General features: G+C 71.7%; 26 protein-coding genes. 13 read left to right on the top strand and 13 right to left on the bottom strand.

Going from position 1 to position 26,954, the window contains the following annotated elements; all coding sequences use genetic code 11:
* Positions 1-19: 19 nt before the first annotated feature.
* The 7 genes from ACNNMR_RS39335 to urtE all read left to right on the top strand — a co-directional run bounded on the left by ACNNMR_RS39335 (position 20) and on the right by urtE (position 6,428).
* On the top strand, positions 20-583 hold the full coding sequence (locus ACNNMR_RS39335) for a class I SAM-dependent methyltransferase (RefSeq protein WP_419999514.1): 564 nt from the start codon (positions 20-22) through the stop codon (positions 581-583).
* Between the two features lie 7 nt (positions 584-590).
* Positions 591-1,682 (top strand): substrate-binding domain-containing protein, encoded by a 1,092-nt coding sequence (locus tag ACNNMR_RS39330; RefSeq protein ID WP_419999513.1) that lies wholly within the window; start codon positions 591-593, stop codon positions 1,680-1,682.
* A gap of 83 nt (positions 1,683-1,765) precedes the next feature.
* The gene (urtA, locus tag ACNNMR_RS39325; RefSeq protein ID WP_419999512.1) at positions 1,766-2,998 is read left to right on the top strand and encodes an urea ABC transporter substrate-binding protein; all 1,233 of its coding nucleotides are present in this window, start codon (positions 1,766-1,768) and stop codon (positions 2,996-2,998) included.
* Positions 2,999-3,017: 19 nt separating this feature from the next.
* Positions 3,018-3,905, top strand: coding sequence for an urea ABC transporter permease subunit UrtB (urtB, locus tag ACNNMR_RS39320; protein ID WP_419999511.1), 888 nt, complete (start codon positions 3,018-3,020; stop codon positions 3,903-3,905).
* Between the two features lie 41 nt (positions 3,906-3,946).
* Positions 3,947-4,993, top strand: coding sequence for an urea ABC transporter permease subunit UrtC (gene urtC / locus ACNNMR_RS39315; RefSeq protein WP_420000632.1), 1,047 nt, complete (start codon positions 3,947-3,949; stop codon positions 4,991-4,993).
* A complete protein-coding gene (gene urtD, locus ACNNMR_RS39310; RefSeq protein ID WP_419999510.1) occupies positions 4,990-5,736 on the top strand; it encodes an urea ABC transporter ATP-binding protein UrtD in 747 nt (248 codons plus the stop codon). Before urtC ends, urtD begins: the two co-directional genes overlap by 4 nt.
* Positions 5,736-6,428 carry an urea ABC transporter ATP-binding subunit UrtE gene (gene urtE, locus ACNNMR_RS39305; protein ID WP_419999509.1) on the top strand — a complete coding sequence of 231 codons (693 nt, stop codon included), beginning with the start codon at positions 5,736-5,738 and terminating at the stop codon, positions 6,426-6,428. The genes urtD and urtE overlap by 1 nt, the downstream gene beginning before the upstream one ends.
* Before the next feature lie 13 nt (positions 6,429-6,441).
* Here the strand turns inward: urtE and ACNNMR_RS39300 are convergent, their stop codons facing one another.
* On the bottom strand, positions 6,442-7,005 hold the full coding sequence (locus ACNNMR_RS39300) for a dihydrofolate reductase family protein (protein ID WP_419999508.1): 564 nt from the start codon (positions 7,003-7,005) through the stop codon (positions 6,442-6,444).
* A gap of 63 nt (positions 7,006-7,068) precedes the next feature.
* Here ACNNMR_RS39300 and ACNNMR_RS39295 point away from each other — a divergent pair, with 63 nt between their 5' ends.
* Positions 7,069-7,647, top strand: a complete 579-nt coding sequence (locus ACNNMR_RS39295) for a disulfide bond formation protein DsbA (protein WP_419999507.1) — start codon at positions 7,069-7,071, stop codon at positions 7,645-7,647.
* Positions 7,648-7,657: 10 nt separating this feature from the next.
* On the top strand, positions 7,658-8,089 hold the full coding sequence (locus ACNNMR_RS39290) for a VOC family protein (protein ID WP_419999506.1): 432 nt from the start codon (positions 7,658-7,660) through the stop codon (positions 8,087-8,089).
* A gap of 7 nt (positions 8,090-8,096) precedes the next feature.
* Here the strand turns inward: ACNNMR_RS39290 and ACNNMR_RS39285 are convergent, their stop codons facing one another.
* A complete protein-coding gene (locus tag ACNNMR_RS39285) occupies positions 8,097-9,056 on the bottom strand; it encodes a D-2-hydroxyacid dehydrogenase family protein (RefSeq protein ID WP_419999505.1) in 960 nt (319 codons plus the stop codon).
* 18 nt (positions 9,057-9,074) lie between these two features.
* The gene (locus tag ACNNMR_RS39280; RefSeq protein ID WP_419999504.1) at positions 9,075-9,980 is read right to left on the bottom strand and encodes an NADP-dependent oxidoreductase; all 906 of its coding nucleotides are present in this window, start codon (positions 9,978-9,980) and stop codon (positions 9,075-9,077) included.
* A gap of 109 nt (positions 9,981-10,089) precedes the next feature.
* Here ACNNMR_RS39280 and ACNNMR_RS39275 point away from each other — a divergent pair, with 109 nt between their 5' ends.
* Entirely contained in the window at positions 10,090-11,067 is a 978-nt protein-coding gene (locus tag ACNNMR_RS39275) for an NAD(P)-dependent alcohol dehydrogenase (RefSeq protein ID WP_419999503.1), read from the top strand.
* On the opposite strand, the gene ACNNMR_RS39270 is transcribed toward ACNNMR_RS39275, so the two are convergent.
* A complete protein-coding gene (locus ACNNMR_RS39270) occupies positions 11,057-12,025 on the bottom strand; it encodes a threo-3-hydroxy-L-aspartate ammonia-lyase (RefSeq protein WP_419999502.1) in 969 nt (322 codons plus the stop codon). The genes ACNNMR_RS39275 and ACNNMR_RS39270 overlap by 11 nt on opposite strands.
* 4 nt (positions 12,026-12,029) lie before the next feature.
* On the bottom strand, positions 12,030-12,863 hold the full coding sequence (locus ACNNMR_RS39265; RefSeq protein ID WP_419999501.1) for an ABC transporter substrate-binding protein: 834 nt from the start codon (positions 12,861-12,863) through the stop codon (positions 12,030-12,032).
* A 122-nt stretch (positions 12,864-12,985) separates the two neighbouring features.
* Here ACNNMR_RS39265 and ACNNMR_RS39260 point away from each other — a divergent pair, with 122 nt between their 5' ends.
* The gene (locus ACNNMR_RS39260) at positions 12,986-13,828 is read left to right on the top strand and encodes an alpha/beta fold hydrolase (protein ID WP_419999500.1); all 843 of its coding nucleotides are present in this window, start codon (positions 12,986-12,988) and stop codon (positions 13,826-13,828) included.
* Between the two features lie 31 nt (positions 13,829-13,859).
* Here ACNNMR_RS39260 and ACNNMR_RS39255 read toward each other — a convergent pair whose 3' ends face one another.
* The 8 genes from ACNNMR_RS39255 to ACNNMR_RS39220 form a co-directional block, all read right to left on the bottom strand.
* Positions 13,860-14,597, bottom strand: coding sequence for an urease accessory protein UreD (locus ACNNMR_RS39255; protein WP_420000631.1), 738 nt, complete (start codon positions 14,595-14,597; stop codon positions 13,860-13,862).
* Positions 14,598-14,944: 347 nt separating this feature from the next.
* Positions 14,945-15,700, bottom strand: a complete 756-nt coding sequence (gene ureG / locus ACNNMR_RS39250; RefSeq protein WP_419999499.1) for an urease accessory protein UreG — start codon at positions 15,698-15,700, stop codon at positions 14,945-14,947.
* A 25-nt stretch (positions 15,701-15,725) separates the two neighbouring features.
* Entirely contained in the window at positions 15,726-16,448 is a 723-nt protein-coding gene (locus tag ACNNMR_RS39245) for an urease accessory protein UreF (protein ID WP_419999498.1), read from the bottom strand.
* A 2-nt stretch (positions 16,449-16,450) separates the two neighbouring features.
* Positions 16,451-18,172, bottom strand: a complete 1,722-nt coding sequence (locus ACNNMR_RS39240) for an urease subunit alpha (RefSeq protein WP_419999497.1) — start codon at positions 18,170-18,172, stop codon at positions 16,451-16,453.
* A complete protein-coding gene (locus ACNNMR_RS39235) occupies positions 18,165-18,479 on the bottom strand; it encodes an urease subunit beta (protein ID WP_419999496.1) in 315 nt (104 codons plus the stop codon). The genes ACNNMR_RS39240 and ACNNMR_RS39235 overlap by 8 nt, the downstream gene beginning before the upstream one ends.
* Before the next feature lie 12 nt (positions 18,480-18,491).
* On the bottom strand, positions 18,492-18,794 hold the full coding sequence (locus ACNNMR_RS39230; protein WP_419999495.1) for an urease subunit gamma: 303 nt from the start codon (positions 18,792-18,794) through the stop codon (positions 18,492-18,494).
* A gap of 142 nt (positions 18,795-18,936) precedes the next feature.
* Positions 18,937-19,722, bottom strand: a complete 786-nt coding sequence (locus ACNNMR_RS39225) for a crotonase/enoyl-CoA hydratase family protein (protein WP_419999494.1) — start codon at positions 19,720-19,722, stop codon at positions 18,937-18,939.
* A gap of 16 nt (positions 19,723-19,738) precedes the next feature.
* Entirely contained in the window at positions 19,739-22,081 is a 2,343-nt protein-coding gene (locus tag ACNNMR_RS39220; protein WP_419999493.1) for a protein kinase domain-containing protein, read from the bottom strand.
* 160 nt (positions 22,082-22,241) lie between these two features.
* Here ACNNMR_RS39220 and ACNNMR_RS39215 point away from each other — a divergent pair, with 160 nt between their 5' ends.
* Both ACNNMR_RS39215 and ACNNMR_RS39210 read left to right on the top strand, forming a co-directional pair.
* Positions 22,242-22,637, top strand: coding sequence for a CU044_2847 family protein (locus ACNNMR_RS39215; protein WP_419999492.1), 396 nt, complete (start codon positions 22,242-22,244; stop codon positions 22,635-22,637).
* A gap of 14 nt (positions 22,638-22,651) precedes the next feature.
* Positions 22,652-26,932, top strand: coding sequence for a trypsin-like peptidase domain-containing protein (locus tag ACNNMR_RS39210; protein ID WP_419999491.1), 4,281 nt, complete (start codon positions 22,652-22,654; stop codon positions 26,930-26,932).
* Positions 26,933-26,954 lie beyond the last annotated feature (22 nt).

Below are 26,954 nucleotides of genomic sequence, written 5' to 3'. Positions count from 1 at the left end.
GCTCCCTAGCGTGGCCGCCATGAACAAAGAACACGACGAATTGTGTGCAAGTCCCGAGTGGGCCGCCGTCCTTCAGGACAAGGTGCTGCCGCTCGCCGTCGACCGCGCCGACCTCGGGAAGGAGCTGCTGGAAGTCGGCCCGGGGCCCGGGGCCGCCACCGACTGGCTGCGTACCAGGGTCGAGCGCCTGGTCGCCGTCGAGATCGACGCCGAGGCGGTGGCGCGGCTCGCGGACCGCTTCGCCGATACGAACGTGGACGTCCGGCAGGGCAACGCAAGCGGCTCGCTGGACTTCCCCGACGACTCCTTCGACTCCGCGGCGTCCTTCACCATGCTTCACCACGTGCCGACCGTCGCGGAGCAGAACCGCCTGCTGGCGGAGATCCTGCGCGTCCTGCGCCCCGGCGGCGTGCTGGTCGGCGCGGACAGCCTGCCGAGCCATGCGCTGCACGAATTCCACCAGGGCGACATCTACAACCCGGTGGAGCCGGCCGCCTTCCTCACCCGCCTGCAGACGCTCGGCTACGTCAACCTCACGATCGGGGTGACCGACGGACTGACGTTCTCGGCGCATAAGCCATGATGGCCCAATGCCCGCACGGCACCCCGACTCCCTCGGCATCGCGCTGGTCGTCCCCCTGCGCGGACCCGCCGGGATCTTCGGCCCGGCCTGCGAGCTCTGCGCCCGCCTCGCCGCCGACGAGGTGAACGCCGCGGGCGGCGTGCTCGGCCGGGAGCTGCGGCTGGTGCCCGTGGACGGCGGCGCGCCGCCGCGCGAGATCGCCGCCGAGGTGGAGCGGCTCGTCGCCGCCGGGGCCGTGCACGGCGTGACGGGCTGGCACATATCGTCCGTACGGCAGGCGCTCGCGCCACGCATCGCCGGGCGGGTGCCGTACGTATACACCGCGCTCTACGAGGGCGGCGAGCACACCGAGGGCGTCTATCTCACCAGCGAGACCCCCGATGCCCAGTTGCGGCCCGCCATCGAGCTGCTCGCCCGCGAGCACCGCATCCGCCGCTGGTTCGTCGTCGGCAACGACTACGTCTGGCCACGCCGCACCGCCCGCGCCGCCGCCGGCTACGCCCGCGCGACCGGCGGCCGGGTCACCGGCGCCGCCTTCCTGCCGCTCGGCACCCACGACTTCGGCCCGACGCTGGGGCGGATCGAGCGCTCGGACGCCGACGCGGTGCTCATGCTGATGGTCGGCAGCGACGCGGTGCGCTTCAATCGCGCGTACGCCGCCGCGGGGCTCGACGCCCGCGCGCCGCGGCTGTCCACGCTCATGGACGAGAACATGCTCGCGGCCGGCGGCCCCGACGCCCACCGCGGCCTCTTCGCGACCGCGGGCTTCTTCGCCCGGCTCGCCGGGCAGGACGCGATGGACTTCCACGGGGCGTACGCGCACGCCTTCGGCGTGACCGCGCCGCAGCCCGGCAGCCTCGGCGAGTCGTGCTACGAGGGCGTGCGGCTGCTGGCCGCGCTCATCGACCGGGCCGGATCCCTCGACGTCCCGGTGATCGAGCGCGCCACCGGCGCGGGCGCTGTCAGCTACGAAGGGCCGCGCGGCCATCTGCGCATCGCGCCCGACCGGCATGTGCGGCAGCGAATTTACCTGGCCCGTGCGACTGGGATGGACTTCGACGTGGTGGCGGAGCTCGATCAGCAGCATTACTTCCCGTAGGAAGTATTAACCGCCGCGAAATTCCATGGAAACAGCGCCCTTTGAGGCTGTGGCGTGCCCACAGCAAGGAGGGACTTGCCCCTATGAATCGCATGCTCGCGAGCGCCGCCGCGCTGGCAGCGCTCGTGTCGCTGTCCGCCTGCGGGGCCAAGGCCGGCAGCGAGCGCAGCGCCAGCGCCGCCGTCAAGCCGGTCGTCTCCGCCGACGCCGTCAAGGTCGGCCTGCTCAACTCGCTCTCCGGCACGATGGCGATCAGCGAGGTGACCGTACGCAACTCCCTCAGGCTCGCCATCGACGAGATCAACGCCGACGGCGGCGTCCTCGGCCGCAAGATCGTCCCGGTCAGCGAGGACGGCGCCTCCGACTGGCCGACCTTCGCCGAGAAGGCGCAGAAGCTGGTGCGCAAGGACCGGGTCGCGGCCACCTTCGGCTGCTGGACCTCGGCCTCCCGGAAGGCGGTGAAGCCGGTCTTCGAGAAGTACCGATCGCCGCTGTTCTATCCCGTCCAGTACGAGGGCATGGAGCAGTCCCCGTACATCTTCTACGCGGGCGCCACCACCAACCAGCAGATCATCCCCGCCCTCGACTACCTGAAGAAGGAGGGCGTGAAGTCGCTGTATCTGGTCGGCAGCGACTATGTCTTCCCGCGTACGGCCAACAAGGAGATCAGGGCGTACGCGAAGGCCAAGGGCATCGAGATAGCCGGGGAGGACTACGCGCCGCTGGGCTCCACGGAGTTCGCCACCATCACCAACAAGGTGAAGACCTCCGGCGCCGACGCCGTCTTCAACACCCTCAACGGGGACAGCAACGTCTCCTTCTTCAAGGAGTACAAGTCCGCCGAGCTGGACCCGAAGGACCTCCCGGTCGTCTCCGTCTCGATCGCCGAGGAGGAGGTCAAGGGCATCGGCGCCCAGTACCTCAAGGGCCAGCTGACCTCCTGGAACTACTACCAGACGACGCCGTCTACGAAGAACAAGAGCTTCGTCACCACGTACAAAAAGCGCTACGGCGCCGATAAGCCGACCTCCGACCCCATGGAGGCCGCCTACACCTCCGTCTACCTCTGGAAGGCGATGGTCGAGAAGGCCGGCTCCTTCGACGTCGAGAAGGTGCGCAAGGCGGCGGACGGCGTCACGTACGACGCGCCCGAGGGCAAGGTCACCGTCGACGGCAAGACCCAGCACATCGAGAAGACCGCGCGCATCGGCCGCATCCGCGGCGACGGCCTCATCGAGGAGGTCTGGAACTCCGGCGGACCAATAAAGCCGGACCCCTTCCTCAAGTCCTACGACTGGGCCTCCGGCCTGTCCTGACCCTCGGGGGACCATCACCATGACGTTGCTCTTCACCCAAGGCTTCACCGGCGTCTCCATCGGCGCCGTCCTCCTCCTCATCGCGCTCGGCCTCTCCCTCACCTTCGGGCAGATGGGTGTGATCAACATGGCGCACGGCGAGTTCATCATGACCGGCGCGTACACCGTCTATGTCGTCCAGAAGGGCGTCAGCGGCGCCGGCGCCTCGCTCTTCCTCGCGCTGCCGGTCGCCTTCCTGGTCGCCGGGGCGATGGGTGTGCTGCTCGAATGGGCGCTGATCAAGCGGCTGTACGCGCGGCCGCTCGACACGCTCCTCGTCACCTGGGGCGTCTCGCTGGTGCTGCAGCAGCTCGCCCGGGACATCTTCGGCGCGCCCAATGTGCAGACGGCGGCGCCCGGCTGGCTGACCGGCGCGGTGCCGCTCGGCGGCGACCTGTCCGTACCGGCCAGCCGCCTCTTCATCCTCACCCTCGCTTTGGCCGCCATCGCCGCGCTCGCCGCCACCATGCGGCTGACGCCGCTGGGCCGCCGCATCCGTGCGGTGGTCCAGAACCGGGACCTGGCCAAGGTCTCCGGCATCCCGACGGCGACCGTGGACCGGCTGACGTTCTTCATCGGCTCGGGCCTCGCGGGCGTGGCCGGTGTGGCGCTGACGCTGGTCGGCCCGATCGGCCCGGCCATGGGCACGAACCTGATCATCGACGCCTTCCTCGTCGTCGTCGCCGGCGGCATCGGCCGGCTGCGCGGCGCGGTCATCACCGCCTTCGCGCTCGGCCTGCTGCAGGCGGTCTTCGAGTACGCGACGACCGTCAGCACCGCGAAGGTGCTGGTGCTGGCGGGTGTCGTGGTCTATCTCCAGTGGCGGCCCCAGGGCCTGTTCACCCTGCGTACCAGGAGCCTCGCGTGAATATCTCCCCCCGCCTGCGCGCGCCCGCCGGCTTCGCCGCGATGGCCGCGGCGCTCTTCCTCGCGGCGCCGCTGATCCTGTCGGACTTCCGCCTCGGCCTGCTCGCCAAATATCTGTGCTTCGCGATCGTCGCCCTCGGCATCGGCCTCGCCTGGGGCCGCGGCGGGATGCTGACGCTCGGCCAGGGCCTGTTCTTCGGCCTTGGTGGTTATGCGATGGCCATGCACCTCAAGCTCGCCGACGCGGGCGACGGCAAGCTACCGGACTTCATGACGCTGTACGGCTCCGGCACCGAACTCCCGTGGTGGTGGGAGCCGTTCCGCAATCCCGTCTTCGCACTCGCGATGGTGCTGGTGGTGCCGATGGCGGTGGCCGCGGTGATCGGCCTGGCGGTCTTCCGGCGGCGGGTGCGCGGCGCGTACTTCGCGATCCTGTCGCAGGCGCTGTGCGCGGCCTTCGCGATCTGGCTGGTCGGCCAGCAGACCTCGACCGGCGGCACGAACGGCCTCACCGACATCCAGGGCTTCTTCGGCTACGACCTGGGCGACCCGGCCAATCAGCGGATGGTGTACTTCATCATCGCGGCCGTGCTGCTCGCACTGATGATCGGCGTCCGGCAGCTGTATGTATCGCGGTACGGCGAACTCCTCGTGGCCGTGCGGGACTCGGAGGAGCGGGTGCGCTTCCTCGGCTACGACCCGGCGCTGGTGAAGCTCGGCGCGTATGTGCTGGCGGCCGGGATGGCGGGGACCGCGGGCGCGCTGTTCGTGCCGGCCGTCGGGATCATGTCCCCGGCCCTGATCGGGGTCGTCCCGTCGATCGAGTTCCTGATCGGCGCCGCCATCGGCGGGCGGGCCAGCCTGCCCGGTGTCGTGCTCGGCGCGGTCGCGGTGGCGTGGGCGCGCAGCTCGCTGTCGGAACAGTTTCCCTCCGGGTGGACGTACGTGCAGGGGCTGATCTTCATCGTGGCGATTGCCTTCCTGCCGGGCGGTCTTGCGTCGCTGAAGAAGTACGTGGTCAGGCGCCCCGCCGCGGTGAAAGCCCCGGAGCCCGCCCGTAAGCCCGCTGCCGAGGAGGTCACGGCATGAGCACTCTCTCCCTGCGCGACCTGAGCGTCGCCTTTGACGGCACGCCGGTGCTGAACGGTGTCGACCTGGATGTGGAGCCGGGCGACCTGCGCTTCCTCATCGGGCCCAACGGCGCCGGGAAAACCACGCTCGTGGACGCCGTCACCGGCCTGGCGCCCGCCACCGGCAAGGCGCGCTTCGGCGCCCACGACCTGCTCGGGCGGAGCGTGCACAAGATCGCCCGGCTGGGCATCGGCCGCACCTTCCAGACCGCCACCGTCTTCGAGGAGCTGACGGTGACGCAGAACCTGGACATCGCGGCGGGGGCGGGGAGATCCGTACCGACGCTGCTGCGCCGCCGCACGAAGCTCCCCGCGTCGGTCGCGGAGGCGCTGGAGACCACCGGCCTCGCGGACGCCGCGGACCGCCGGGCGGGCGAGCTGGCGCACGGGCAGAAGCAGTGGCTGGAGATCGGCATGCTGCTGGTGCAGGACGTACAGCTGATGCTCCTCGACGAGCCGGTGGCCGGCATGAGCCACGACGAGCGGCAGGCGACCGGCGAGCTGCTGCGCCGCATCGGCGCCGACCGCACGCTCGTCGTCATCGAGCACGACATGGACTTCGTCCGCTCCTTCGCCCGCAGCGTGACCGTGCTGCACGCCGGCCAGGTGCTCAGCGAGGGCACCGTCGAGCAGGTGCAGGCGGACCCGCAGGTGCAGGAGGTCTACCTCGGCCGTACGACCGCCATTCCCCAGGAGGCGTGATGCTGACCATCGAGAACCTGGTCGCGGGCTACGACCGCAGCCCCGTCCTGCACGACGTGTCCCTGACGGTCCCCGCGGAGGGTGTGGCGACCGTCCTCGGCCACAACGGCGCCGGGAAGTCGACCCTGTTGCGGGTGGCGGCGGGCCTGCTGAAGCCGTCCCGCGGCACGGTCCGCTTCGACGGCGAGGACATCACCCGCCTCGCCGCGCACCGGCGGGTGGCCCGCGGCATGGCGTACGTACCGCAGGGCCAGCAGTGCTTCCCGCACCTCACCGCGCAGGAGAACCTCCAGCTGGTCGCGGACGGGCGCCGCGACGGCCGGGCGGCGCTGGACGAGGCGCTCGACCTCTTCCCTGCGGTACGGGAGGTGCTGGAGCGGCGCGCCGGGCTGCTGTCCGGCGGACAGCGCCAGCAACTGGCCATCGCGCGGGCACTGATCACGCGTCCCCGCGTGCTCCTCCTGGACGAGCCGACGGAGGGCATCCAGCCGTCGGTGGTCGCCGAGATCGAGTCCCGGATCATGGAGCTGGCCGCGCGCGGTGGCCTGTCGGTGCTCCTGGTGGAGCAGCACATCGGCTTCGCGCTGCGGGCCGCGGAGCAGTACTACGTGCTGGAGGCGGGGCGGGTCACGTCGGAGGGGGCGGGCGACGGGGCCGCGGAGGGTGCGGTGCGGGAGGCGCTCAGCGTCTAGACCTGGCGCGGGGTTAGCGCTTCTTCGGGCGGTAGACCCGTCCGAAGCTGCGCGGGCTGTCGTCATAGATCTCGACCAGCTCCCAGTCGATGCGGCGCCCGCCGGGAACGTCGAAGATGCGGACGCCGTCGCCCAGGAACACCGGCGCGACGAACACCTGCAGCTCGTCGATGAGGTCGTGCTCAAGTGCCTGCCGGGCGATGTCGGCGCTGATGATCTGCACGTCCCTGTCGCCGGCGATCTCCTGAGCGCGACGAATCGCCTCCGCGACATCACAGTTCAACGGGACGATCGCCGGATCGTCGGCGAGCTCTTCCGGGCGGTGGGTCAGGATGAACTCGGTCCCCGACCACGCGCCGGCGTAGGCCTGCGAGGTCACCTCGTCGCGCTCGTCCTGCTGGGCCTTCGCCGCGTCGTAGCCGTCCCGGCCGGAGATGATGACCGCGACCTCGCCCGCCATCCGCTCCGTGGTGCCCTCGGCCAGCGGTTCCGCCGCCGACATCCAGCTCATGTCGTGCCCCGGCCCGGCGATGAAGCCGTCGATCGAGCACGTGAATCCCCACGCCACCTTGCCCATGCCGCCTCCTTGCCGACCGACGCCCCGCGGCGCCCGCTCGCCACACCACCCTAAACTGGCGGGATGATCGCCGACTTCTGGTTCGATCCGTCCTGCCCGTACACCTGGGTCACCTCCCGGTGGGTGGTGGAGGCGGCGCGGGTGCGGCCGATTGAGCCGCGGTGGCGGGTGCTGAGCCTGTGGGCGCTGAACGAGGGGCGCGACGACGATCCCGAGAACGACCCCGAGGGCTATCTCCGCTACCCGGCGCGGGTCTGCGCCGCGATCGCGGACCGGCATGGCCAGGAGGCGCTCGGGCGCTTCTACACCGAGTTCGGCACCCGGACTCAACGCGATGGCGAGTGGGGCGGCTTCGAGGACTCCCTCGTCGCCGCCGGCCTCCCGGCCGACCTGGCGCGCGCGGCGGAGTCGGAGGCGTACGACGACGCCATCCGCGCGTCCACCGCCGAGGGCATCGCGAAGGTCGGCCCGCACATCGGCACGCCGGTCATCGCCGTCGGCGAGGTGGCGTTCTTCGGCCCGGTCATCTCACGCATCCCGCGCGGCGAGGCCGCCGGGCGGCTGTGGGACGGTGCCCTGCTGGTCGCCGGAACGCCAGGTTTCCACGAGCTGAAGGGCGCTCCGCACGCCGATCCGGAATAGTTTGTCCCCTATGGAATACACCATCGAGGTCATCACGGTCCCGGTCACCGATATCGACAGCGCGAAGGACTTCTACGGAAACAAGTGCGGCTTCAAGGTCGACCTCGACCAGGAGGTCGCCCCCGGCACCCGGATCATCCAGATCACCCCGCCGGGCTCGCGCTGCTCGATCGCGCTCACCTCCGGCATGCCGCCCGCGCCCGGCATCGGGGAGATGGCGCCGGGCACCCTGCAGGGCGTGCAGGTCTGTGTCACCGACATCGCCGCGGCCCGCGAGGACCTGGCGGCGCGCGGCGTGGACATCTCGGAGGTTCAGCACGTCGGCGCGGGCGGCTGGGAGCCGGGCGAGGGCGAGACCTGGAATTCCTTCGCCTTCTTCAAGGACCCGGACGGCAACAGCTGGATCCTGCAGCAGGCCCCGGCACCCCTGTCGGAGCGCTAGAGGCCGCTTAGAGCAGCCGGACCGGAGTGCCGTCCAGGTACGCCTCGATGTCCTCGACGGCCTCCGGGAAGAAGCGCTCGGCGTAGTTGCCGCGGGTGACGTAGCCGAGGTGCGGGAGGCCGAGGAGGTTCGGGGCGGTGCGGAGGGGGTCGTCGGCGGGGAGCGGCTCGTGCTCGAAGACGTCGACTCCGGCGCCGGCGATACGGCCCTGGACCAGCGCGTCGACCATGGCGCGCTGGTCGACGATCGCGGCGCGCGAGGTGTTGATCACGTACGCGCTCGGTTGCATCAGGCTCAGCTCGCGCTCGCCGAGCAGCCCGCGGGTGCGGTCGCTGAGCTGGAGGTGGACGGAGACGAAGTCGCTGGTGCGCAGGAGCTGATCGAGGGATTCCGCGCGCTCGGCGCCCACCTCGGCGGCGCGCTCGGCGGTGAGGTTCTGGCTCCAGGCCGCCACCTCCATCCCGAAGGCCCGCCCGATCGCGGCCATCCGCCCGCCGATCTTCCCGAGCCCGAGCAGCCCGAGCCGGGCGCCGTGCAGGTCGGCGCCGATGGTGGACTGCCAGGGGCCGCCGGTGCGCAGGGCGTTCGCCTCGGGGACGATGTTACGGGCGAGGCCGAGGAGCAGCGCCCAGGTGAGCTCCGTGGGCGGGGCGGGGCTGGAGGCCGTACCGCAGACGGTGACGCCCTGGCGGGCGGCGGCCCCCCGGTCCACGGAGGCGTTGCGCATCCCGGACGTGATCAGCAGCCGCAGCTTCGGCAGGCGGTCGAGCAGCGATGCGGGGAAGGGCGTGCGCTCCCGCATGATGACGACGATCTCGCAGTCGGCGATGGCCGCGGCCACGGCGTCCTCGCTGCCGAGGTGCTCGCGGAAGGACCGGACCTCGACGCGGTCATCGAGGCGGGCCCAGTCCGCCATGCTGAGGGCGACGCCCTGGAAGTCGTCGAGTATGGCGCAGCGGAGCTTCATGACTGAAGATCCTATTCGTCAGCCGGGCAGCAGCACGAGCTTGCCGTGTACGTGCCCGTGCTCCCCGGCGCGATGCGCCGCCGCGATGTCGGCGAGCGGGAACGTCTGCGCGACCGGGAGGGAGAAGCGGCCGGTCTCGATCAGGCCGCCGACCTCGTCGATGGCATGCAGCGCACGACCGGCGTCACCGCGGCTGAAGGTCACCCCGTACGCCTCCGCGCCCGCGAAGTCGGCGACCGTCACGACCCGCTTCGGGTCGCCGCCCGCGAGCCCGATGAGCTCGGGGAGGACGCCGCTCCCGGCGATGTCGAGGGCCAGGTCGACGCCGTCGGGGGCGAGGGTGCGCACCCGGTCGGCGAGGCCTTCGCCGTAGGCGACGGGCTCGGCGCCGAGGGTGCGGAGGTAGTCGTGGTTGCGCGGACTTGCGGTGCCGATCACGCGGGCGCCGCGGGCCGCGGCGAGCTGGACGGCGGCGCTGCCGACGCTGCCGGAGGCGCCGTTGATGAGCAGCGTGCCGCCGCCGGTGACGCCGAGTTGGTCGAGGGCGCGGGTGGCCGTCTCGACGGCGGCGGGCAGCGCGGCCGCGGCGGCGAAGTCGAGCGACGGCGGGACGGGCGCGTAATACGAGAGCACCGCGAGCTCGGCCTGGGCCGCGCCTTCGGTGTTGAAGCCGAAGACGCGGTCGCCGACCACGACGTCCGTCACCCCCGCGCCGAGCTCGTCCACGACACCCGCCGCCTCGTAGCCGAGCGTCTGCGGGAGCTCGTCGTCCATCAGGCCCTGGCGCTTCTTCCAGTCGCTCGGGTTGACGCCGGCCGCGCGTACCGCGATCCGGACCTCGCCCGGGCCCGGATGCGGGTCGGGAAGATCCACGATTTCGAGGACCTCCGGACCCCCGAAGCGGCTAAAGCGGGCTGCCCTCATGCGTCACTCCGATCGTGCTGACGGCGTTTGCCATGATCACCATACGTCGCCGCATTCCCGGACAGTCCTCACCCTTCTAGGCTCCAGGGTGACAAGAGGGGGGAAATCCATGAAGGCTGTGCTGCAGGACCGCTACTGCTCGGCGGACGAGCTGGAGTTCCGGGAGGTGGAGCGGCCGGTGCCGGGGCCCGAGCAGGTGCTGGTCCGGGTGCGGGCGGCGTCCGTCAATGCCAAGGACTGGCATCTCATGCACGGCGATCCGAAGCTGATGCGGCTCTCCATGGGGCTGCGCGGGCCCAAGGTGAAGGTCCGCGGGCAGGACTTCGCCGGGCAGGTCGAGGCCGTCGGCGGCGCGGTCAAGGGGCTGCATCCGGGTGATGCGGTGTTCGGCGAGACGGACGGGACGTTCGCCGAGTACGCCTGCCCCCGCGCCGTGACGGTGGCGCCGAAGCCGCCGGGACTCAGCTTCGAGCAGGCGGCGGCGATCCCGGTGGCGGGTTGCACCGCGCTCATGGGCCTGCGCGACGTGGCCCGCGTACGGTCAGGGCAGTCCCTCCTCGTCAACGGCGCCTCCGGCGGCGTCGGCACCTTCGCGGTGCAGCTCGCGAAGGCGTACGGCCTGGACGTGACCGCGGTGTGCAGCGCCCGCAATGTGGATTTGCTCCGCTCCCTTGGCGCGGATCACGTCATCGACTACGGCGCGGAGGACTTCACCCGGAGCGGCCGCCGGTACGACGTGGTGCTCGACCTGGTGGGCAACAGGTCGCTCGGCGAGTTCCGCCGCCTGCTCACCCCCGCCGGGACCCTGGTGCTGTCCGGCGGTGGGACCTCCTCCGAGGGCGGCAGCTTCTTCGGGCCGATGAGCCTGTTCTTCCAGGGGCGGGCCGTGAGCAAGTTCGTACGTCACCGGGTGGTGGAGCTCCCGGCGGAGGTGACGACGGAGTATCTGATGGTGCTGGGCGAGCTGGCCGAGTCCGGGAAGGTCGTCCCCGCCATCGACCGCACCTTTCCCTTCGCCGAGACGCGGGAGGCGATCCGCTATCTGGAGGTGGAGCACGCGCGGGCGAAGGTCGTGATCACGATGTGAGCTCGGCGAAGCGCTCGGCGTCGACGTTGCCCCCGGAGAGGATCACGCCGACCCGCCGCGGTTCGGCGCCCGCACGGCCGGTGAGCAGCACGGCCAGCGGCGTCGCCCCGCTCGGCTCGACCACGATCTTCAGCCGCTCGAAGGCGAACCGCATCGCATCCCTGATCTCGTCGTCACCGACCAGCACGATCTCATCGACCAGCCGCCGGTTCACGGAGAAGGTCAGCTCCCCGGGCGTAGGCAGCGCCTGCCCGTCGGCGATGGTGCGGGGCACCGGGACGCTCACCAGCCGCCCCGCGTCCATGGACCGCTTGGTATCGTCCCCGGCCTCCGGCTCGACGCCGATCATGCGAATGCCGGGGTGCAGCCCCTTGGCGACGGTCGCGCTCCCCGCCATGAGCCCGCCGCCACCGACCGGGACCACCAGCGCGTCCAATGCCCCGACCTCTTCGAGGAGTTCGAGCGCCGCCGTCCCCTGCCCCGCGATGACGTCCCGGTGCTCGTAAGGCGGGATCAGGGCCAGCCCCCGCTCGGCGGCCAGCGCCTCGCCGATCGCGGTTCGGTCGCCGGTGTAGCGGTCGTACGTCACGACCTCGGCGCCGTATCCCGCGGTCGCGGCCATCTTCGCGCGCGGGGCGTCCTCCGGCATGAGGATCACCGCGGAGGTGCCCAGCTCGCGGGCGGCCAGCGCCACGGCCTGCGCGTGATTGCCGGAGGAGTACGCGGCGATGCCCCGGGCGAGCTGCTCGGGGCCGAGCCGGGACGCCGCGTGGTAGGCGCCGCGGAACTTGAAGGCGCCCACCCGCTGGAAGTTCTCGCACTTGAGGAAGACCTCGGCGCCGACGGCCGCATCCAGCGTCCGCGACCGCAGCACCGGCGTGCGGTGCACAACGCCCTCGATCCGGGCGGCGGCGGCCCGGACCGCGTCGAGGGTGACCGGCGGGCTGGTGGTGGTCACGCGCTCAGCCCGCCAGCGCCGCCGCGACCCGGCGCAGGAAGGCGGCGTACGCCACCGGGCTGCACGGCTCCTCCGGGTTCCACGGCAGCCGGGTGCGCGCGGTGGCGTCGGGCACCGCGGCCGCGTGCCGGCGGCTGTCGTACAGCACCACGTCAGGGCGCAGCTCGGCGGCGGCCGCCCATGTGGTCGTCGCCCAGTTCCGGCCCGCGTCCGGCTCCGGGTCGAGGACGTTGAGGCCGAGTTCGGTGAGCCGGTGCAGGTCGGGCCAGGTCTCCGGGCGGGCGAGGTAGACCTGTTCGGCGTCGGCGCCGGAGAGCGCCAGCACCCGCGCGGGCCGCTTCCCGGCCAGCTCGCGCAGCTCCCGCTCGGCGGCGTCGAGGCTCCGCTCGCCGTCCGGGTCGCGGGGCGCGGCGCCGAGCGCGGCGGCCAGTTCGGCGAAGCGGTCCAGGATCGTACGCAACGGGGCCCCGCCGCCCACCGCGAGCGCCACCACGGGCACGCCGAAGCGCCGGGCGGCGTCGCTGTCGATGGCGTAGGTGCCCTTCCCGTCGTACGTCACATCGACGATGAGGTCGGGCCGCTCGGCCGCGAACCACTCGGCGTCGAGATCCCCGCCGGGCCCCACGTAGGGCACCTGCCCGCCGGCTATCCGCCCCGCCTTCACGGGGTCGACCTCACGGCCGTCGTGCCCGGATCCGTACACCGCCGCCGGCGTCACCCCGAGGTCCCACAGCGAGGCCCCGGCCCGCAAATACGTCACCACCCGCTCCGGCCGCCGCCCCACCTCGACCGTCACTCCGGTGTCATCCCCGAACCGCCACGCCGCGTCCCCGGCCATCCGCCGCCTCCCCACGCCTCGTTCACTCCGATCTTCACCCACCCTCCGCCGGGTGCGGACGACGCACAAGAGCGCCTCTCGGCCAGACGTCCGGATCAGGGAATTCCGGCTACGGTGCTCAGATGACCACAGTCACCGCAAATGGCATCGCCCTCGGCATCGAGTCCTTCGGTCCCGAGTCCGCACCGCTCGTCCTCCTAGCGGGCGGGACGACGATGCTCTCCTGGCCCGACGCGCTCTGCGAGCGGCTCGCCGCCGGCGGGCGGCGCGTGGTCCGCTACGACCTGCGCGACAGCGGCGAGTCGACGACGGCGGACCCGGACGCGCCCGCGTACACGCTGCGCGATCTCGCGGCCGACGCGGCGGCCCTCGCCGGGGTGCTCGGCGGCGGGCCCGCGCACCTCGCGGGGATCGGCGTCGGCGGGATGGTCGCCCAGGTGGCCGCGCTCGACCATCCCGGCGCGTTCTCGGCGCTCACCCTGGCGGGCACGCGCGCGGTCGCGCCCGGGCCGGTGGACGACGATCTCCCGGACCACGACGCGGCGGCGATGGAGCAGATGTTCGCGCAGCCGCTGCCCGACTGGGCGGACCGCGCAGCGGTGGCGGACTTCGCGGCCGGTGGGGCGGAGGTGCTCGGCGACGACCCCGGCGTGGCGCGGGAGACGGCCGCGCGCATCTGGGACCGTACGCCCGGCACCGCACCCGCGGTCCAGATGGCCAACCAGCTGGGCATGGTCTTCTCCAAGCTCGACTGCAAGCCGCGGTGGCGGGAGCGGCTGCCCGGGCTCGCGCTCCCCACGCTCGTCGTGCACGGCGGTCGGGACCCGTTCTTCCCCGTCGGCAACGGCGAGGCGCTCGCGCGGGAGATCCCCGGGGCGCGGCTGCTGGTGCTGGAGGAGGCGGGCACCGCGATTCCGGAGGCGGCGGTGGGGGAAGTCGCGGAGGCGATGCTCGCGGTCGGGTAGCGCGGGCGGCTGCTCAGGCAGGCACGGAAGGCTAGGGCTGAGGGGTGGACAGAGCCGCTGCGTCCAGGTGGCGGCGGAGGGCCAGGCCGTGGGGGGCCAGTGCGGTGGTCAGGGTGGTGTTGGGGGCGGCGAGGGCGAGGGTGACGGACTCGCCCGGGGTGTGAGGGTCCGGGGCGGCACCCGTTTCTCTGCCGTCCGGCGCCACGCTGAGCAGTTGGCCCGACGCGCGATAGCCCGCCAGTAGCGCGGGGCCGTCCCAGGCGGGGGCGCCGGGGCCGAAGGCCGTCTCCTGGTCGAGGAGCGGCGTGTCGGCGATGCGTGCGGTCAGGCGGGAGGTGAGGTGGCCCGGTTCCTCGCCCGCGCGGCCGAGGATCTGTTCCTCGCGGAGGACGAGGCGAGCGGTGGGCGCCAGGTGCACGCGGGTGGTCATGTGGAGGTTGCTGCCCGCGGCGGCGATCAGCGGCTCCGGGAGCCAGTGGAGTTCGGCGTCGTCGGCGACCGTGAGGCGGACGTCGTACGTCGCGGGCACGCCCGGGCGGCTGCCCGGGAGGGCGACGGTGGCGGCGGCGGAGGTGATGTGCAGCGCGGCGCCGGGCTGGACCTCGACCTCGATGCGGAGGGCGTCGCCGCCGAGGGGCGCGCTCATCGCGCCGATGACGCAGACCCGGGCGGCTGGGCCGGGACCGCTGACGCGGCGGAGGGCGAGGGGGCCTTCGCCCTCCAGGACGGGGAGGGTGGTGACGCCGCGGGCGTCGAGGACGGCGGTGATGCGTGCGGTGGCGGTGACGGCGGCGGTGACGGCGGCGGGGGTGCGGCGGGCGGTGGCCTTGACCGCCGCCGGGGGCGAGGCGGACGCCGCGGGCGAGGCGGACGCCGGGGGCCGGCTCGCCCCCACGGCCAAGGCGGGCGGAACGGGTGCCGGGGATGGGGCGGCCGCCGCGAGCGAGGCGGATGTCGGAGACGAGGCCGCCGCCGCGGGCGAGGCGGGCGCCGCGGCCACGCCGGACGCCGCGGCCACGCCGGACGCCGGGGGCCGGCCAGCCCCCACGGCCAAGGCGGGCGGAACGGGTGCCGGGGATGGGGCGACTTCGGGATCGGGCGGGGCGGCGGCCGGGGTCATGCTCGTACCGCCGCCGCGCCGGAACCCGCAGGCGCGACCGCGCCGGAACCCGCAGGCGCGGCCGCGCGCCACGCCGCGAGCCTCTCGCGGACCCAGTCCGCCACCGGCCGTACGCCCTCATCCGCGCGCAGCGACTGGAAGATCACCGGGAGATCGCCGCGCTGCGTCCGCGCGTCCGAGGCCATCCGGGCCAGGTCCGAGCCCACGTGCGGGGCCAGGTCCGTCTTGTTCACCACCAGCAGGTCCGCCGTCGTCACACCCGGCCCGCCCTTGCGCGGGATGTCGTCGCCGCCCGCCACATCGATGACGAAGAGCTGCGCGTCGACCAGGCCGCGGGAGAAGGTGGCCGTCAGGTTGTCGCCGCCCGACTCGATCAGGATCAGGTCGAGGTCGCCCAACTCCTCCTCCAGCTCCTCCACCGCCTCCAGGTTCGCGGAGATGTCGTCGCGGATCGCGGTGTGCGGGCAGGCGCCGGTCTCCACGGCGGTGATCCGCGATGGCGGCAGGACCGCCTGCTTCAGCAGGAATTCGGCGTCCTCGCGGGTGTAGATGTCGTTGGTGACGACGGCGATCGAGTGGTCGTCGCGGAGGGCCCGGCAGAGCGCCGCGACCGTCGCGGTCTTGCCGGAGCCGACCGGGCCGCCGAGCCCGATACGCAGGGCGCGGCGGCGGCCGTTCGGGAGCCAGGCGTCCGTCGCGCTGTGGGTGTGGCGCTCCGGGAAGGAGGCGTCGAGGTCGTGGTCCAGGTGCATGTCAGCTCCGCTGTGGTGGTGCCGGTCAGGAGGCGAAGAGGCGTACGGGCCAGCCCGCGTGCCGCTCGGCCGTGATGTCGAGCAGCGGGGAGGAGGCGGCGGGCAGGGCGCCGAGGCCTTCCGTACGGGCTCGCTCCGCGGCGGCGGTGGCGCGGGCGGCGATCTCGTCCATCTCGGGGGCGAGGCGGGCGAGTACGGCGGTGGCGTCGAAGGGGTCGAGGGAAAGCAGCCGCACGGCGGCGGTGGCGGGGCCGGAGACGCATTCGTACGCGGCGGCGTGGGCGGCGTCGTGGGGGTGCAATCCCGCTGCGCGGGCCGCGAGGCCGAGGACGATGGGCTGGTGCGTGCCCTTGGGGAACGTGCGGGCCAGGGCGTCCAGTTCGGGGCCCGGCCACGCGGCGCGGGCGGCGCGCAGCATTTGGCGGCCGAGCTTGCGGGCTGCGGTCCGGAGGGCCGGTGAGGGCGTACGGGCGTCGGCGGCCGTGTCCAGTTCGTACGGGTCGCCTCCCCCGCAGGCCGCTGCCGCCAGCGCCGCCGCCGTGAGGCCGGTCGTGTGCAGCCTGCCGCGGCAGTACGCCGCGAGGGTCGCCGCGTCCCGTACGCGGCCGGCCTTCACCGCGGCCTCCGCGCCGCCGGAGTGGGCGTGGCCGCCCGCGGGGAACCTGCCGTCGGCCAGTACCAGCAGCGCTGCCGCGCCTGCGACGCGGGGGTGTTCCCGCCCGCCCGCCCGCTCAACTCGCTCCGTCATCATCAGAAGAGGAAGTAGCGCTGCGTCATCGGCAGCTCCGCCGCCGGTGCCGGCTCGATGACATCGCCATCCACCCGCACCGTGAACGAATCCGGGTCCACCTCCACCCGCGGCCGCGCATCGTTCTCGCGCATGTCCGCCTTCGTCACGCCCCGCGTCGACGCCGACGCGACAAAGGCCTTCCCCAGGCCCAGCCGCTCCGGCAGCCCATCCGCCAGCGCCGCCTCCGTCACGAAGTTCACCGAGTTACGCGAAGGCGCAGCCCCCAGCGCCCCGTACATCGGCCGCGGCAGCACCGGCTGCGGCGTGGGAATCGACGCATTCGAGTCGCCCATCTGCGCGTACGCGATCTGCCCGCCCTTGAGCACCAGCAGCGGCTTCACCCCGAAGAACGCCGGATCCCACAGCACCAGATCCGCCAGCTTGCCCGGCTCCACCGAACCGATCTCCGCCGCCAGACCCTGCGCCACCGCCGGGTTGATGGTGTATTTGGCGACGTATCGACGCGCCCGCCGGTTGTCCGCCGGACCGTCGCCCGGCAGCGCGCCCCGCCGCCGCTTCATCACATGCGCGGTCTGCCACGTACGCAGCACGACCTCCCCCACACGCCCCATCGCCTGCGAGTCCGACGAGATGATCGAGATCGCGCCGAGGTCGTGCAGCACGTCCTCCGCCGCGATCGTCGTCGGGCGGATGCGCGACTCCGCGAAGGCCAGGTCCTCGGGAATCCGCGGGTTCAGGTGGTGGCACACCATCAGCATGTCGAGGTGTTCCTCGACCGTGTTGACCGTGTGCGGGCGGGTCGGGTTGGTGGACGACGGCAGCACATTCGGCTCGGACACCACTGTGATGATGTCCGGCGCATGCCCGCCGCCCGCGCCCTCCGTGTGGTACGCGTGCAGCGTACGGCCCGCGACCGCGGCCAGCGTATCGCCGACGAAGCCCGCCTCGTTCAGCGTGTCGGTGTGGATGGCCAGTTGCGCGCCCGTCTCGTCGCATACGCCCAGACACGCGTCGATCGCCGCCGGCGTCGCGCCCCAGTCCTCATGGATCTTGAAGGCGAGCGCACCGCCGCGCAGCTGCGCGCGCATCGAGTCCGCCGAGACCGTGTTGCCCTTCCCCAGCAGCCCGATGTTGACCGGGTACTGCTCCAGCGCCGCGAACATCCGCTCCAGGTGCCACGACCCCGGCGTGATCGTCGTCGCCTTGGTGCCCTCGGCCGGGCCCGTACCGCCGCCGATCAGCGTCGTGATGCCGGAGGCCAGCGCCTCGTCCACGATGCCCGGCGAGATGAAGTGCACATGTGCGTCGATCGCCCCGGCCGTCAGGATGCGGCCGTTCCCCGCGATGATCTCCGTCTCCGGGCCGATCGCGAGGTCCGGCTGGACGCCGTCCATCGTGTCCGGATTGCCCGCCTTCCCGAGCGCGACGATGCGGCCGTCCCGCAGACCCACATCCGCCTTCACCACACCCCAGTGGTCGAGGACCACGACGCCCGTGATGACCGTGTCCGGCGCGCCTTCCGCCCGTGTCGTACGGGACTGGCCCATCGACTCGCGGATCACCTTCCCACCGCCGAAGACCGCCTCCTCGCCCGCGAGTCCGGGGCCGCCGGAGCGGTCCTCCTCGACCTCGACCAGCAGGTCGGTGTCGGCGAGACGGATGCGGTCGCCGGTCGTCGGGCCGAAGAGCGACGCGTACGCGGCGCGGCTGAGCTCAGCCATCGAGGGCACCTCCGGTCTCGCCGCGCAGGCCGGCGATGTGGCGCGCGCCCGCGATCGGCACCAGCTCGACCTCGACCGGGATGCCCGGCTCGAAGCGCACGGATGTGCCCGCGGCGACGCCGAGGCGCTTGCCGCGGGCGGCGGTGCGGTCGAAGTCGAGGCCGGGGTTGGCCTCGGCGAAGTGGTAGTGGGAGCCGACCTGTACGGGGCGGTCGGCGGCGTTGAGGACGGTGAGGCGGGTGATGGGGCGGCCCTCGTTGAGGGGGACGGGCGGTGCGTCGGCGGGGATGATCTCTCCGGGGATCACGATGCGGGCCCTTCAGGCGATGGGTTCGTGGACGGTGACGAGCTTCGTGCCGTCCGGGAAGGTCGCCTCGACCTGCACGTCGTGGATCAGCTCGGGGATGCCTTCCATGACGTCGTCGCGGGTGAGCACCTTGCGGCCGGAGTTCATCAGCTCCGCGACCGTACGGCCGTCGCGGGCGCCCTCGAGGATGTGCACGGTGATCAGCGCCACGGCCTCGGGGTGATTGAGCTTGACCCCGCGGGCCCTGCGCTTCTCGGCCACGTCGGCGGCTACGTGGATGAGCAGTCGTTCCTGCTCATGAGGGGTCAGCTGCACGGCACTCACCTCGGGTCATCGGATCTTCCGTGCCGATCTTGGTAGGTCGGCAGGATGCTGGGGAACGCTAGCCCGGTTGTTTTTCCGGCGCGTTAACTGGAGCTTTGCCCGCGCTTGGCGATCATCGGCCAAGACCTTTGCGCTACCCCTCGAAAGCCGCAAAGCTCCCGTGCCGCCCGGCGCCGTCCGCGAACCGCGCGGCACCCTCCAGCGCCTCGCCGAGCGCCTCGGCGCCGTATCGCAGCTCGGCGGCCATGGCCTCGGCTTCCGTCATGCCGTGCTGGCCGCGGGCGGAGGCGCGATCGCCGCGCAGACAGGTCTGCGGGAAACGGGCGATTTGGGCGGCCAGTTCCTCCGCGGCGGCCCGCGCCTGCCCCGGCGGCACGAGCCGATTCGCCAGCCCCATTGCATACGCCTCGGGGCCCGGCACCGGCCGTCCGGTGAGGATCATGTCCATCGCCCGGCTCTCCCCGATGAGCCGCGGCAGCCGCACCGTACCGCCGTCGATCAGCGGCACACCCCAGCGGCGACAGAACACCCCGAACACGGCATCCTCCTCCGCCACCCGCATATCACACCAAAGCGCCAATTCCAGGCCGCCGGCCACGGCGTGCCCGCTGACCCCGGCGATGACGGGCTTCGACAGCCGCATGCGACTGGGCCCCATCGGCCCGTCGCCCTCGGGGGACACCTGGTTGCCGCGCGAGGTGCCGATCGCCTTGAGGTCCGCACCGGCGCAGAACGTGCCGTCCTCCCCCCACAACACGGCCACGCTCGCCGCCTGATCCGCCTCGAACTCCCGGAACGCCTCCGCGAGCGCCGCCGCGGTGGGCCCGTCGACGGCGTTGCGCACCTCGGGGCGGGAGAGGATCACGGTGGTGACGGGGCCGTCGCGCTCGACGCGTACGGCGCCGCGAGAGCTGGGCACGGGCAGGGACCTCCTGCTACGGAATCGGCGGCTGCTCAGGCAGGCTACCGCCGGAGCGGCACATCACCGCCTCGGTCAACTTGTGGTTCCGCCCCAGGGCGCGGCCGGCGTCACGGAGCAGCGCCTTCCACAGCTTGGCCGCCTCCTTTCCCCGCCCCACGTGCTCGGTGGCGTGGGCCTGCGCGTAGCGGCCGCGCAGCGTCAGTTCGTCGTCCGGGCCATGTCGCTCGATGCGGGGCTGCAGCACCGCGTCGAACAGCGGCAGCGCGGCGGCCGGGTTGGCGGACTCGGCGGTGTAGAGGGCCAGGTGGAAGCGGGCCTCGACGGACAGCTGGTGGTCCTCACCCAGCACCCGGGCCACGTCCTCGGTGAACTCGTGCCAGTACGGCAGGGCGCGGATCGGGTCCTCGTAATGCGCGGCGAGCTGCAGGATCTGGAAGCGGGTGGCGAGGACGAGCTGGTCGTCCGCGTTGAGCAGCTCCAGCAGATCCGGCAGCAGCGCGCGGAAGTGGTGGAGCGCGGTGGCCGGCTCGCCGGCGGCGGCGGACTGTTCGGCAAGGCGGTACCGGGTGCGCAGGGTGAGCAGATGGTGGTCGCCGAGCCTCTTGGCCATGTCCATGATGAGCACCCTCAGCGCCGGCAGTGCCTCGTGGGCAGCTCCGGTCGCGGCGATCCAGTCCACCAGGACGAAGCGCGCGCCGAGCACATGCTCATCGCCGCTGCCGAGCAGGCTGCCCATCGCCGGAATGGACTCCCGCAGCCGCCGGGGCACGTTCGGGTCGTGCATCTGCAGGATGCTGCGGGCGAGTTCGGTGCGGGCCGCGGCGATTGGCGTCCCGGACACGCCTGCGCCCGAGCCGTGCTCCTCCAGCTCCCGCAGCAGCGGCATCAGCAACTGGATGGCCTTGCCTGCGTCCCCGGCCCGACGCTGCTGCACCGCCTCCTGGAAAGCCGCGCTCTGCGTCAGCGGATCGCCCTCGCCAAGAGCGCGCCGCAAATCGGGGACGAGCTCTCCGTACAGCCGGGCCGCCTCGACATAATCGCCCGCCTCCGCCTGGAACCAGGGCAGCAGGCTGCGCGCGTAGAGCGTGCGGCGATCGAACGGGCCGTTCTCCCGGGCGATCGCGGGCAGCAGCTGGGCGAGCATCCACGAGGCGTTCTGCGGACTGCCGTCTCTGGCCACCGCGCAGGCGAGGTCGAAGTCGAAGTCGAGGAGCTGCGGATCCTGGCCGCCGAGCAGCCGCTTGGCCTCCGCTCGTACGCGGCGCAGCTGAAGCACTGCGTCCCAGGACGCGGTCGCCTCCAGTGCCTCGTCGCGGCGGCGCCGCAGCTCCTCGCGTACGGGCAGCAGGTCGTCGTCGGGATCCGTGACGATCTCGACGACGACCTCCCTGATGCTCTCGGTGTCGAACAGCTCGCTCTCGTGCTCGCTCTGCGGACCGGCGGCTGCCTGGCGCGCGGGCGGCGGGAGTTGCGGCGGGGTCGCGTCCCCTTGCGCGATCAGGTCGATGGCGCGCAGCCGGTCGACCACGGAGCCGGCGTCGGGCGGTCGGCGTGCCGGGTCCTTCTCCAGGAGCGACAGCACCAGATCGTCGAGCTCGGGCGGCACCGCGGCGGCGCCGCGCAGCGCGCTGGGCGGCTTCGGCGCATCGTGCACCTGCTGGTACATCACCTGCAGCAGTCCACGATCCTTGGGGAACGGCGGCTGCCCGGTCAGCATCGCGAACAGCAGGCAGCCCAGCGCGTACAGGTCGGTCCGCCCGTCGACCGGCCGGGCCAGGCACTGCTCGGGCGCCATGTACGAGGGGGTGCCGACCATGCGGGCGCCGGTGAGCTTTGAGTGCTGGGTGTCGTTCTCCTCCATGAAGCGGGCGATGCCGAAGTCGAGGAGCTTCACCAGGCCGCCGGGCGTGATCATGACGTTGCCGGGTTTGAGGTCGCGGTGCACCACGCCGACCTCGGGATCGTGCGCCGCCTCCAGCGCCAGGGCGATCTGCGTGGCCCACTCCAGCGCCCGCGGCACCGGCGGCAGCCGGTCGTGCAGCTCCCGGGCGAGCGACCGGCCCTGCACCAGCTCCATGACGATGTAGACGAGCGGCATGTCGTCCCGCTCGATGCTGTTGTAGTCGTATACGGCCACGATGTGCGGGTGCGCTAGCCGGCCCGCCGCAGTCGCCTCGCGGCCGAGCCGGGAGACCAGCTCCGCCACGACTGCCGGGTCCGCCTCCTCGCGAATCAGCTTCAGCGCCACGCGACGCCGGATGCGCCGGTCCGTACCCTCCCAGACCTCGCCCATGCCTCCGGCCTCAAGCCGTCGCACCAACTCGTACCGGCCATCGAGCACATCACCAGCCTGCATCCACGCCCCCTCGCAGCTGCGGCGAGACCCTAGCGCAAGCGATTGTGGGCCGGAACGGGTACGGAAGGCTTCGGGGCGGCATGGAGGAACCAGATCGAACCGAAGGTCCAGGCAGCCGTCGCCACTTGACGTTGCTACGCTCCCGGACATCAACTGAGCGATGAGCGACAACGGCGAGGAAGCCCTGATGAGCGACAGGTCCGTCCGTACGGTCGAGGTGCCGCTTGGCGGCCAGGGCGACGGCGTCGTCCGGGTCCAGGTCAGGGAAGTGGACGAGAGCCTGGTGCGGGTCAGTCGCGGCAGCCGGGCGGTGGCGCGGGCCGGGCAGTCCTTCGACCAGATCCTGGACACGGTGCGTCCAGTGGCAGAGCGGTTCGTCGGGCGAATGCGAGACATGGCTCAGGCACCGGACGAGGTGACGCTGGAGTTCGGCGTATCCCTGTCCGCCGAGGCAGACGTGGTGATCGCCAGCACCGCGACCGCCGCCAACTTCGGGGTGACGCTGACGTGGCGCAATGATGACACCGGTGGAGACGAGCCGGCGGAGGCCGGATGAGGGCGGCGTAACCGATGAGCTCCGGGAAGCCGTCCGCACTCCCCATCCCCAACGAGTCCGTTCTCCGGGCATACGTCCACATCCATAGTGCGGATCGACACCGCTGCGGGGCGGGGTTCCTCTTCGCCTCGGGACTGGTGCTGACCTGCGCCCATGTGGTGCAGGACGCACTTGGGCTGGACCGCCGGCAGCCGGTGGATCCCGGAGCGGGCCCGGTCCTGATAGCCCTTGCCGTGGATGGCACGCAATCCGTGCGCGCCACGGTCGAGAAGTGCATCGAGCTTCGCGACGACCAGTCAGGGGACGTCGCGGTGCTCTGCCTGGATGAGCCGTTGCCAGGCGCCGCGCCGGTCTCGCTGAGCGAGGATGATGGCCTGACCCAGCGTTCCGTCCTCGTGCCGGGCCCGCTGGACAACCCTGCCCGTGGTCCCTGGCACGAGGGCAAGCTGTTGGGGAAGACCATGTGGGGGGCCTGGCAGATGACCCCGTCGGGCGGCATGGCCATCAATTACGGGTCCAGCGGGAGCCCCGCCTGGGATGCGGACAGCGGCGGCGTGGCCGGCATGGTCGTGGCGGCCACGCTCAGCGGCGATAGGCAGGCGTACGTCATTCCGGTCGACACCCTGGTCAAAGAATTGCCGCACAGGGCAGACCTCTTACGGCCGCCGTGCCCGTTCCTCGGCCTGGACACCTTTCAGGAACACGACAGCGGGAAGTTCTACGGCCGTACGGACGACGTCAAGGCCGTCGAGTGTCTGACCGACGAGCACCGGTACGTCACCGTCTTGGGTCCGTCAGGTTCCGGCAAGTCCTCCCTGGTGCGCGCTGGCGTCGTCCCCGCGCTCACGGCGCAGGGGCGTGCCCCCCTGGTGCTCACACCGGGTGGCCCCTCGGCGGATGCACACCCGACGAGATGGTCCGACCTGCTCCGGCAGGAGCAGAATGCGGGGGCCGAACCGAGGCGGGACGGCGCCCAGAAGCGCACGGTGATCGTGCTCGATCAGGCCGAGCAGCTCCTCGAAGCAGACGCGAGCACGGATAGTTATCGCGCCCTCAAGTGCCTCCTCGACAACGACCGCGCCAACGGGCCTCGAGTCCTGATGACCCTGCGCTCCGACTTCCTGTCCCATGCCCAGGAACACCCGCTGCTCGGCCGAATCCTGCTGCACCGCACCCATGGCACCTACCTGCTGCCGTCGATGAGCAAGGAAAAGCTGGTGCAGGTGATGCGCGCACCGCTGGAGCACGCGCCGGGGGTTGTGTACGAGGAAGGGCTCGTCGAGCGCATCCTGGAAGAAGTCGGGACCGGATTCGATGCCCTGCCGCTGCTCTCCTTCACTTTGAAGCAGCTCTGGGAGAAGCGGCAGTCCGGCGTGCTGCGGTACTCGGCAGACGGCGCCCCGGGCAGCGTACGGAAGGCCATCGGCGAGGAAGCCGAGAAGATCTGGAACGAGTGTGTAGGCAACGGAGCCGATCGCCTTCGGCGTGAGGCCGCGGCAAAGTCCCTGCTGACCGCCCTCATCCAGGATCCGACCGGGGAGGGTGCCCCGCTGATCCGGCGCCCCATCGCACGAAGTGACCTCGCGGACGTCCGCCAGCAGGAGATGGCCGAGCAATTCGCGGCCAGGCGCCTTCTGGTCATCGGCCGGGATGGGGAAGACAAGGAGAGCCCCAACGACCGGATCTCGCTGATCCACGACGCGCTGATCACGGAGTGGCCCCGACTGCGTGAACTCGCAGCGGCCGATCGAGAGTTCCTGCGTACCCGAACCCGGCTGAGCAACGGTCCACCGCCTCGCGGCCGGGAACTCGCCGCCATCGACCAGGCGGTGCACGATCGTGAACTGGAACTGTCCGCCGCGGAAGGTACCGCCCTGCGCCGCGCCAGGACCGCCCGCCGTGGCCGCCGCGCCGCGCTCCTGACCGGCTTGGTGGCCGCTGTCGCGGCACTCACCGTCATCGCGGTGCAGTCCGTGGTCAGCACCCAGCGTCAGGACGACTCCCGCTCCCGAGAACTTGCCAACCTGTCCGAGGAACTGAATCGTCAGGACCCAGGGCTGGCGGCACTCGCGGCCACCGCGGCGTACGACCTGTCACCGACGCCCGAGGCGCGTACCGCGCTGCAGCGCCGATACGACGAGGCCAAGGACTTCGCCTGGCGCATGACCGGCGTGCCGGCGCCGATTGACGCGGCCGACATGAGCACCGACGGGGCGGTCACACTGGTAACAACCACCCTCGGCCGGGCCACGCTGTTCGTACGCACCTCCGCGGAGCGCGGCGGACCGGAGCGAGTGCGCCGGTATGACCTGCCGCTCGCCCGCAACGCCGTCACCCCGCTCGTGAGCCGCGACGGTCGCCGCATCGCCTACTCGGCCGACGGCGGAACGCTCATCTGGCATGAGGTGAACCGGGACGCCGCAGCGGGAGAGCCGCTACTCGGCGCTGAGCACCGAATATCCGGTGGCGAAGACCTGGGTGGTGAGAAGGGGAGCCTGGAGTACCCCCTGGATCTGGCCGACTTCTCCCCGGACGGCAGCCGAGCGGTCACCGTATCCCCGGGAGAGCGACCCCGGATCTGGGATCTTGAAGGAAACCGCAGCTTCCGGCCGCCGAAAAAGGCACCGGTGTTGGACCACGTCTGGTTCGGTTCCGACAGCAAGACCCTGATCGGGACCGCTACTCCTGACCCGTACGACTCCGGGGACTCCATCGATCTCACCTCGGGCCGGGCCGTCCTCACGGTGGACATACCGTCCGGCAAGGAACATGTTGTCACCACCGGGATGGTGACCTCCGACGTCTCCGGCGATGGAGGTGTGGTGACCGTATGCGAGGAGCCGTCCCGCCGAAGTGTGGTGTACCGGTCCGTCCGCACCTCGGACGGCAAGGAGACCGGACGCATGTCGGGTTCCGACCGCATCTGTCCCGAGCTCACCCTCGACGAGGCGGGCGAGCGCTTCGCCGCGAAGGACGGTGGGATCGACGCATACGCCTGGCGGCTGATGCCGACCGACGGGAAACCCGGCAAGGCAACGGTGGCGCTCGGCCCGGCCGAACTGGCCACGGGCGCCGAACCGACGCCGCTGCTCCAGTTGACAGGCAGCGAAGACGCCCCGGTGATCGCGGCCATGGAACGTCGAGCTGTGTCCGGCTTACAGCTGGACACCGGCCTGGGGCAGACCCTGGACCGGGCCCACATGTACTCCGTCAACGGGGAGACGCGCATCGCCGCCCGTCTCGACGGTGGTGCCGAGCTCGGTCTCCTGGACGTTTCCGACCAGGGCCGGCTGCGGCGGCTCGTATCCACAGATCGGCCGGATTCCGCTGTCGCAGTGGAGGAGGAGAGCTTGGACGGCAGCTCGCTGCCGTTCGCTGCCAGCGTTTCCCAGGGACTGATCGCCGACGCGGTCGGCCCGGATCGCGTTCAGATCCGGCGGTTCAGCACGCTGTCCAAGGTGACAGAGATCCGGCCACCCGAACCTCCGGTCGACGACGAGGGGAACTACTCCGATCCGGTGCTCTTCTTCCACGGTGACGTGTTGATCACGCTCTCCGGCAGCCGCGTCGATCGATGGAACCCCCGTACCGGCAAGCGGGTGGGCAAAGCCGTGGACCTCTCCAGAGGGAAGCTCGCCGCCGGTGAGCCAACCCCTGCCGACGGCTACTGGATCGCCCCTGGAGAGAAGCCCGGCGAACTGATCGCCAGAGTGCCGGGCAAGGCCGTTTTCCGCTCGATCACCTTGAGCGACTCAGGCACCTTCCATGAGGACAAGCAGCGCCGCATCCGCTTCGGCCCGGACGCTCGGGCGGTGATCTTCTCACCGACCCGTGGGCACGCCGCCGTACAGACCCTGGGCGGACTGGTCGAACTCTGGAAGGTAGGACCCGGTCGCCGGACCGAGCGCATCCACGGCCCGACCGGGCCCCTGGGTCAGAATGACGCGACCTACCAAGGCGGCTTCGCGCAGACCTACGTGGCCGACAGCGACACCTTCGCCCTGGCCAATGGCAACTCCGTGCGCTTCCATCCCCCGGACAACCCGGCCGGTGGCGATCGATACGCCTTCAGCAAGGACCAGAAGTTCCTCGGAATCTCCGATGACGGGAAACTGCTGGTGCGCGCACGGTCGGATCTACTCGACAAGTACCACCACGCAGACCTGTTCCGCATCGATCCCGCCGAGTGGAAGGAGCACCTCTGCCACGTCCTGGACCACCGCGCTCTGACGGAGGCAGAGCACGGCAGTCAGCTGCCCGGGTACGTTCCCCGCGAGATCTGCTCTCAGGGCTGAGACTGAACGACGAGCCACCGGT

The organism is Streptomyces boninensis, from assembly GCF_048572725.1.
Classification (GTDB): domain Bacteria; phylum Actinomycetota; class Actinomycetes; order Streptomycetales; family Streptomycetaceae; genus Streptomyces; species Streptomyces boninensis.
This window is presented reverse-complemented; position numbering and strand designations above follow the sequence as displayed.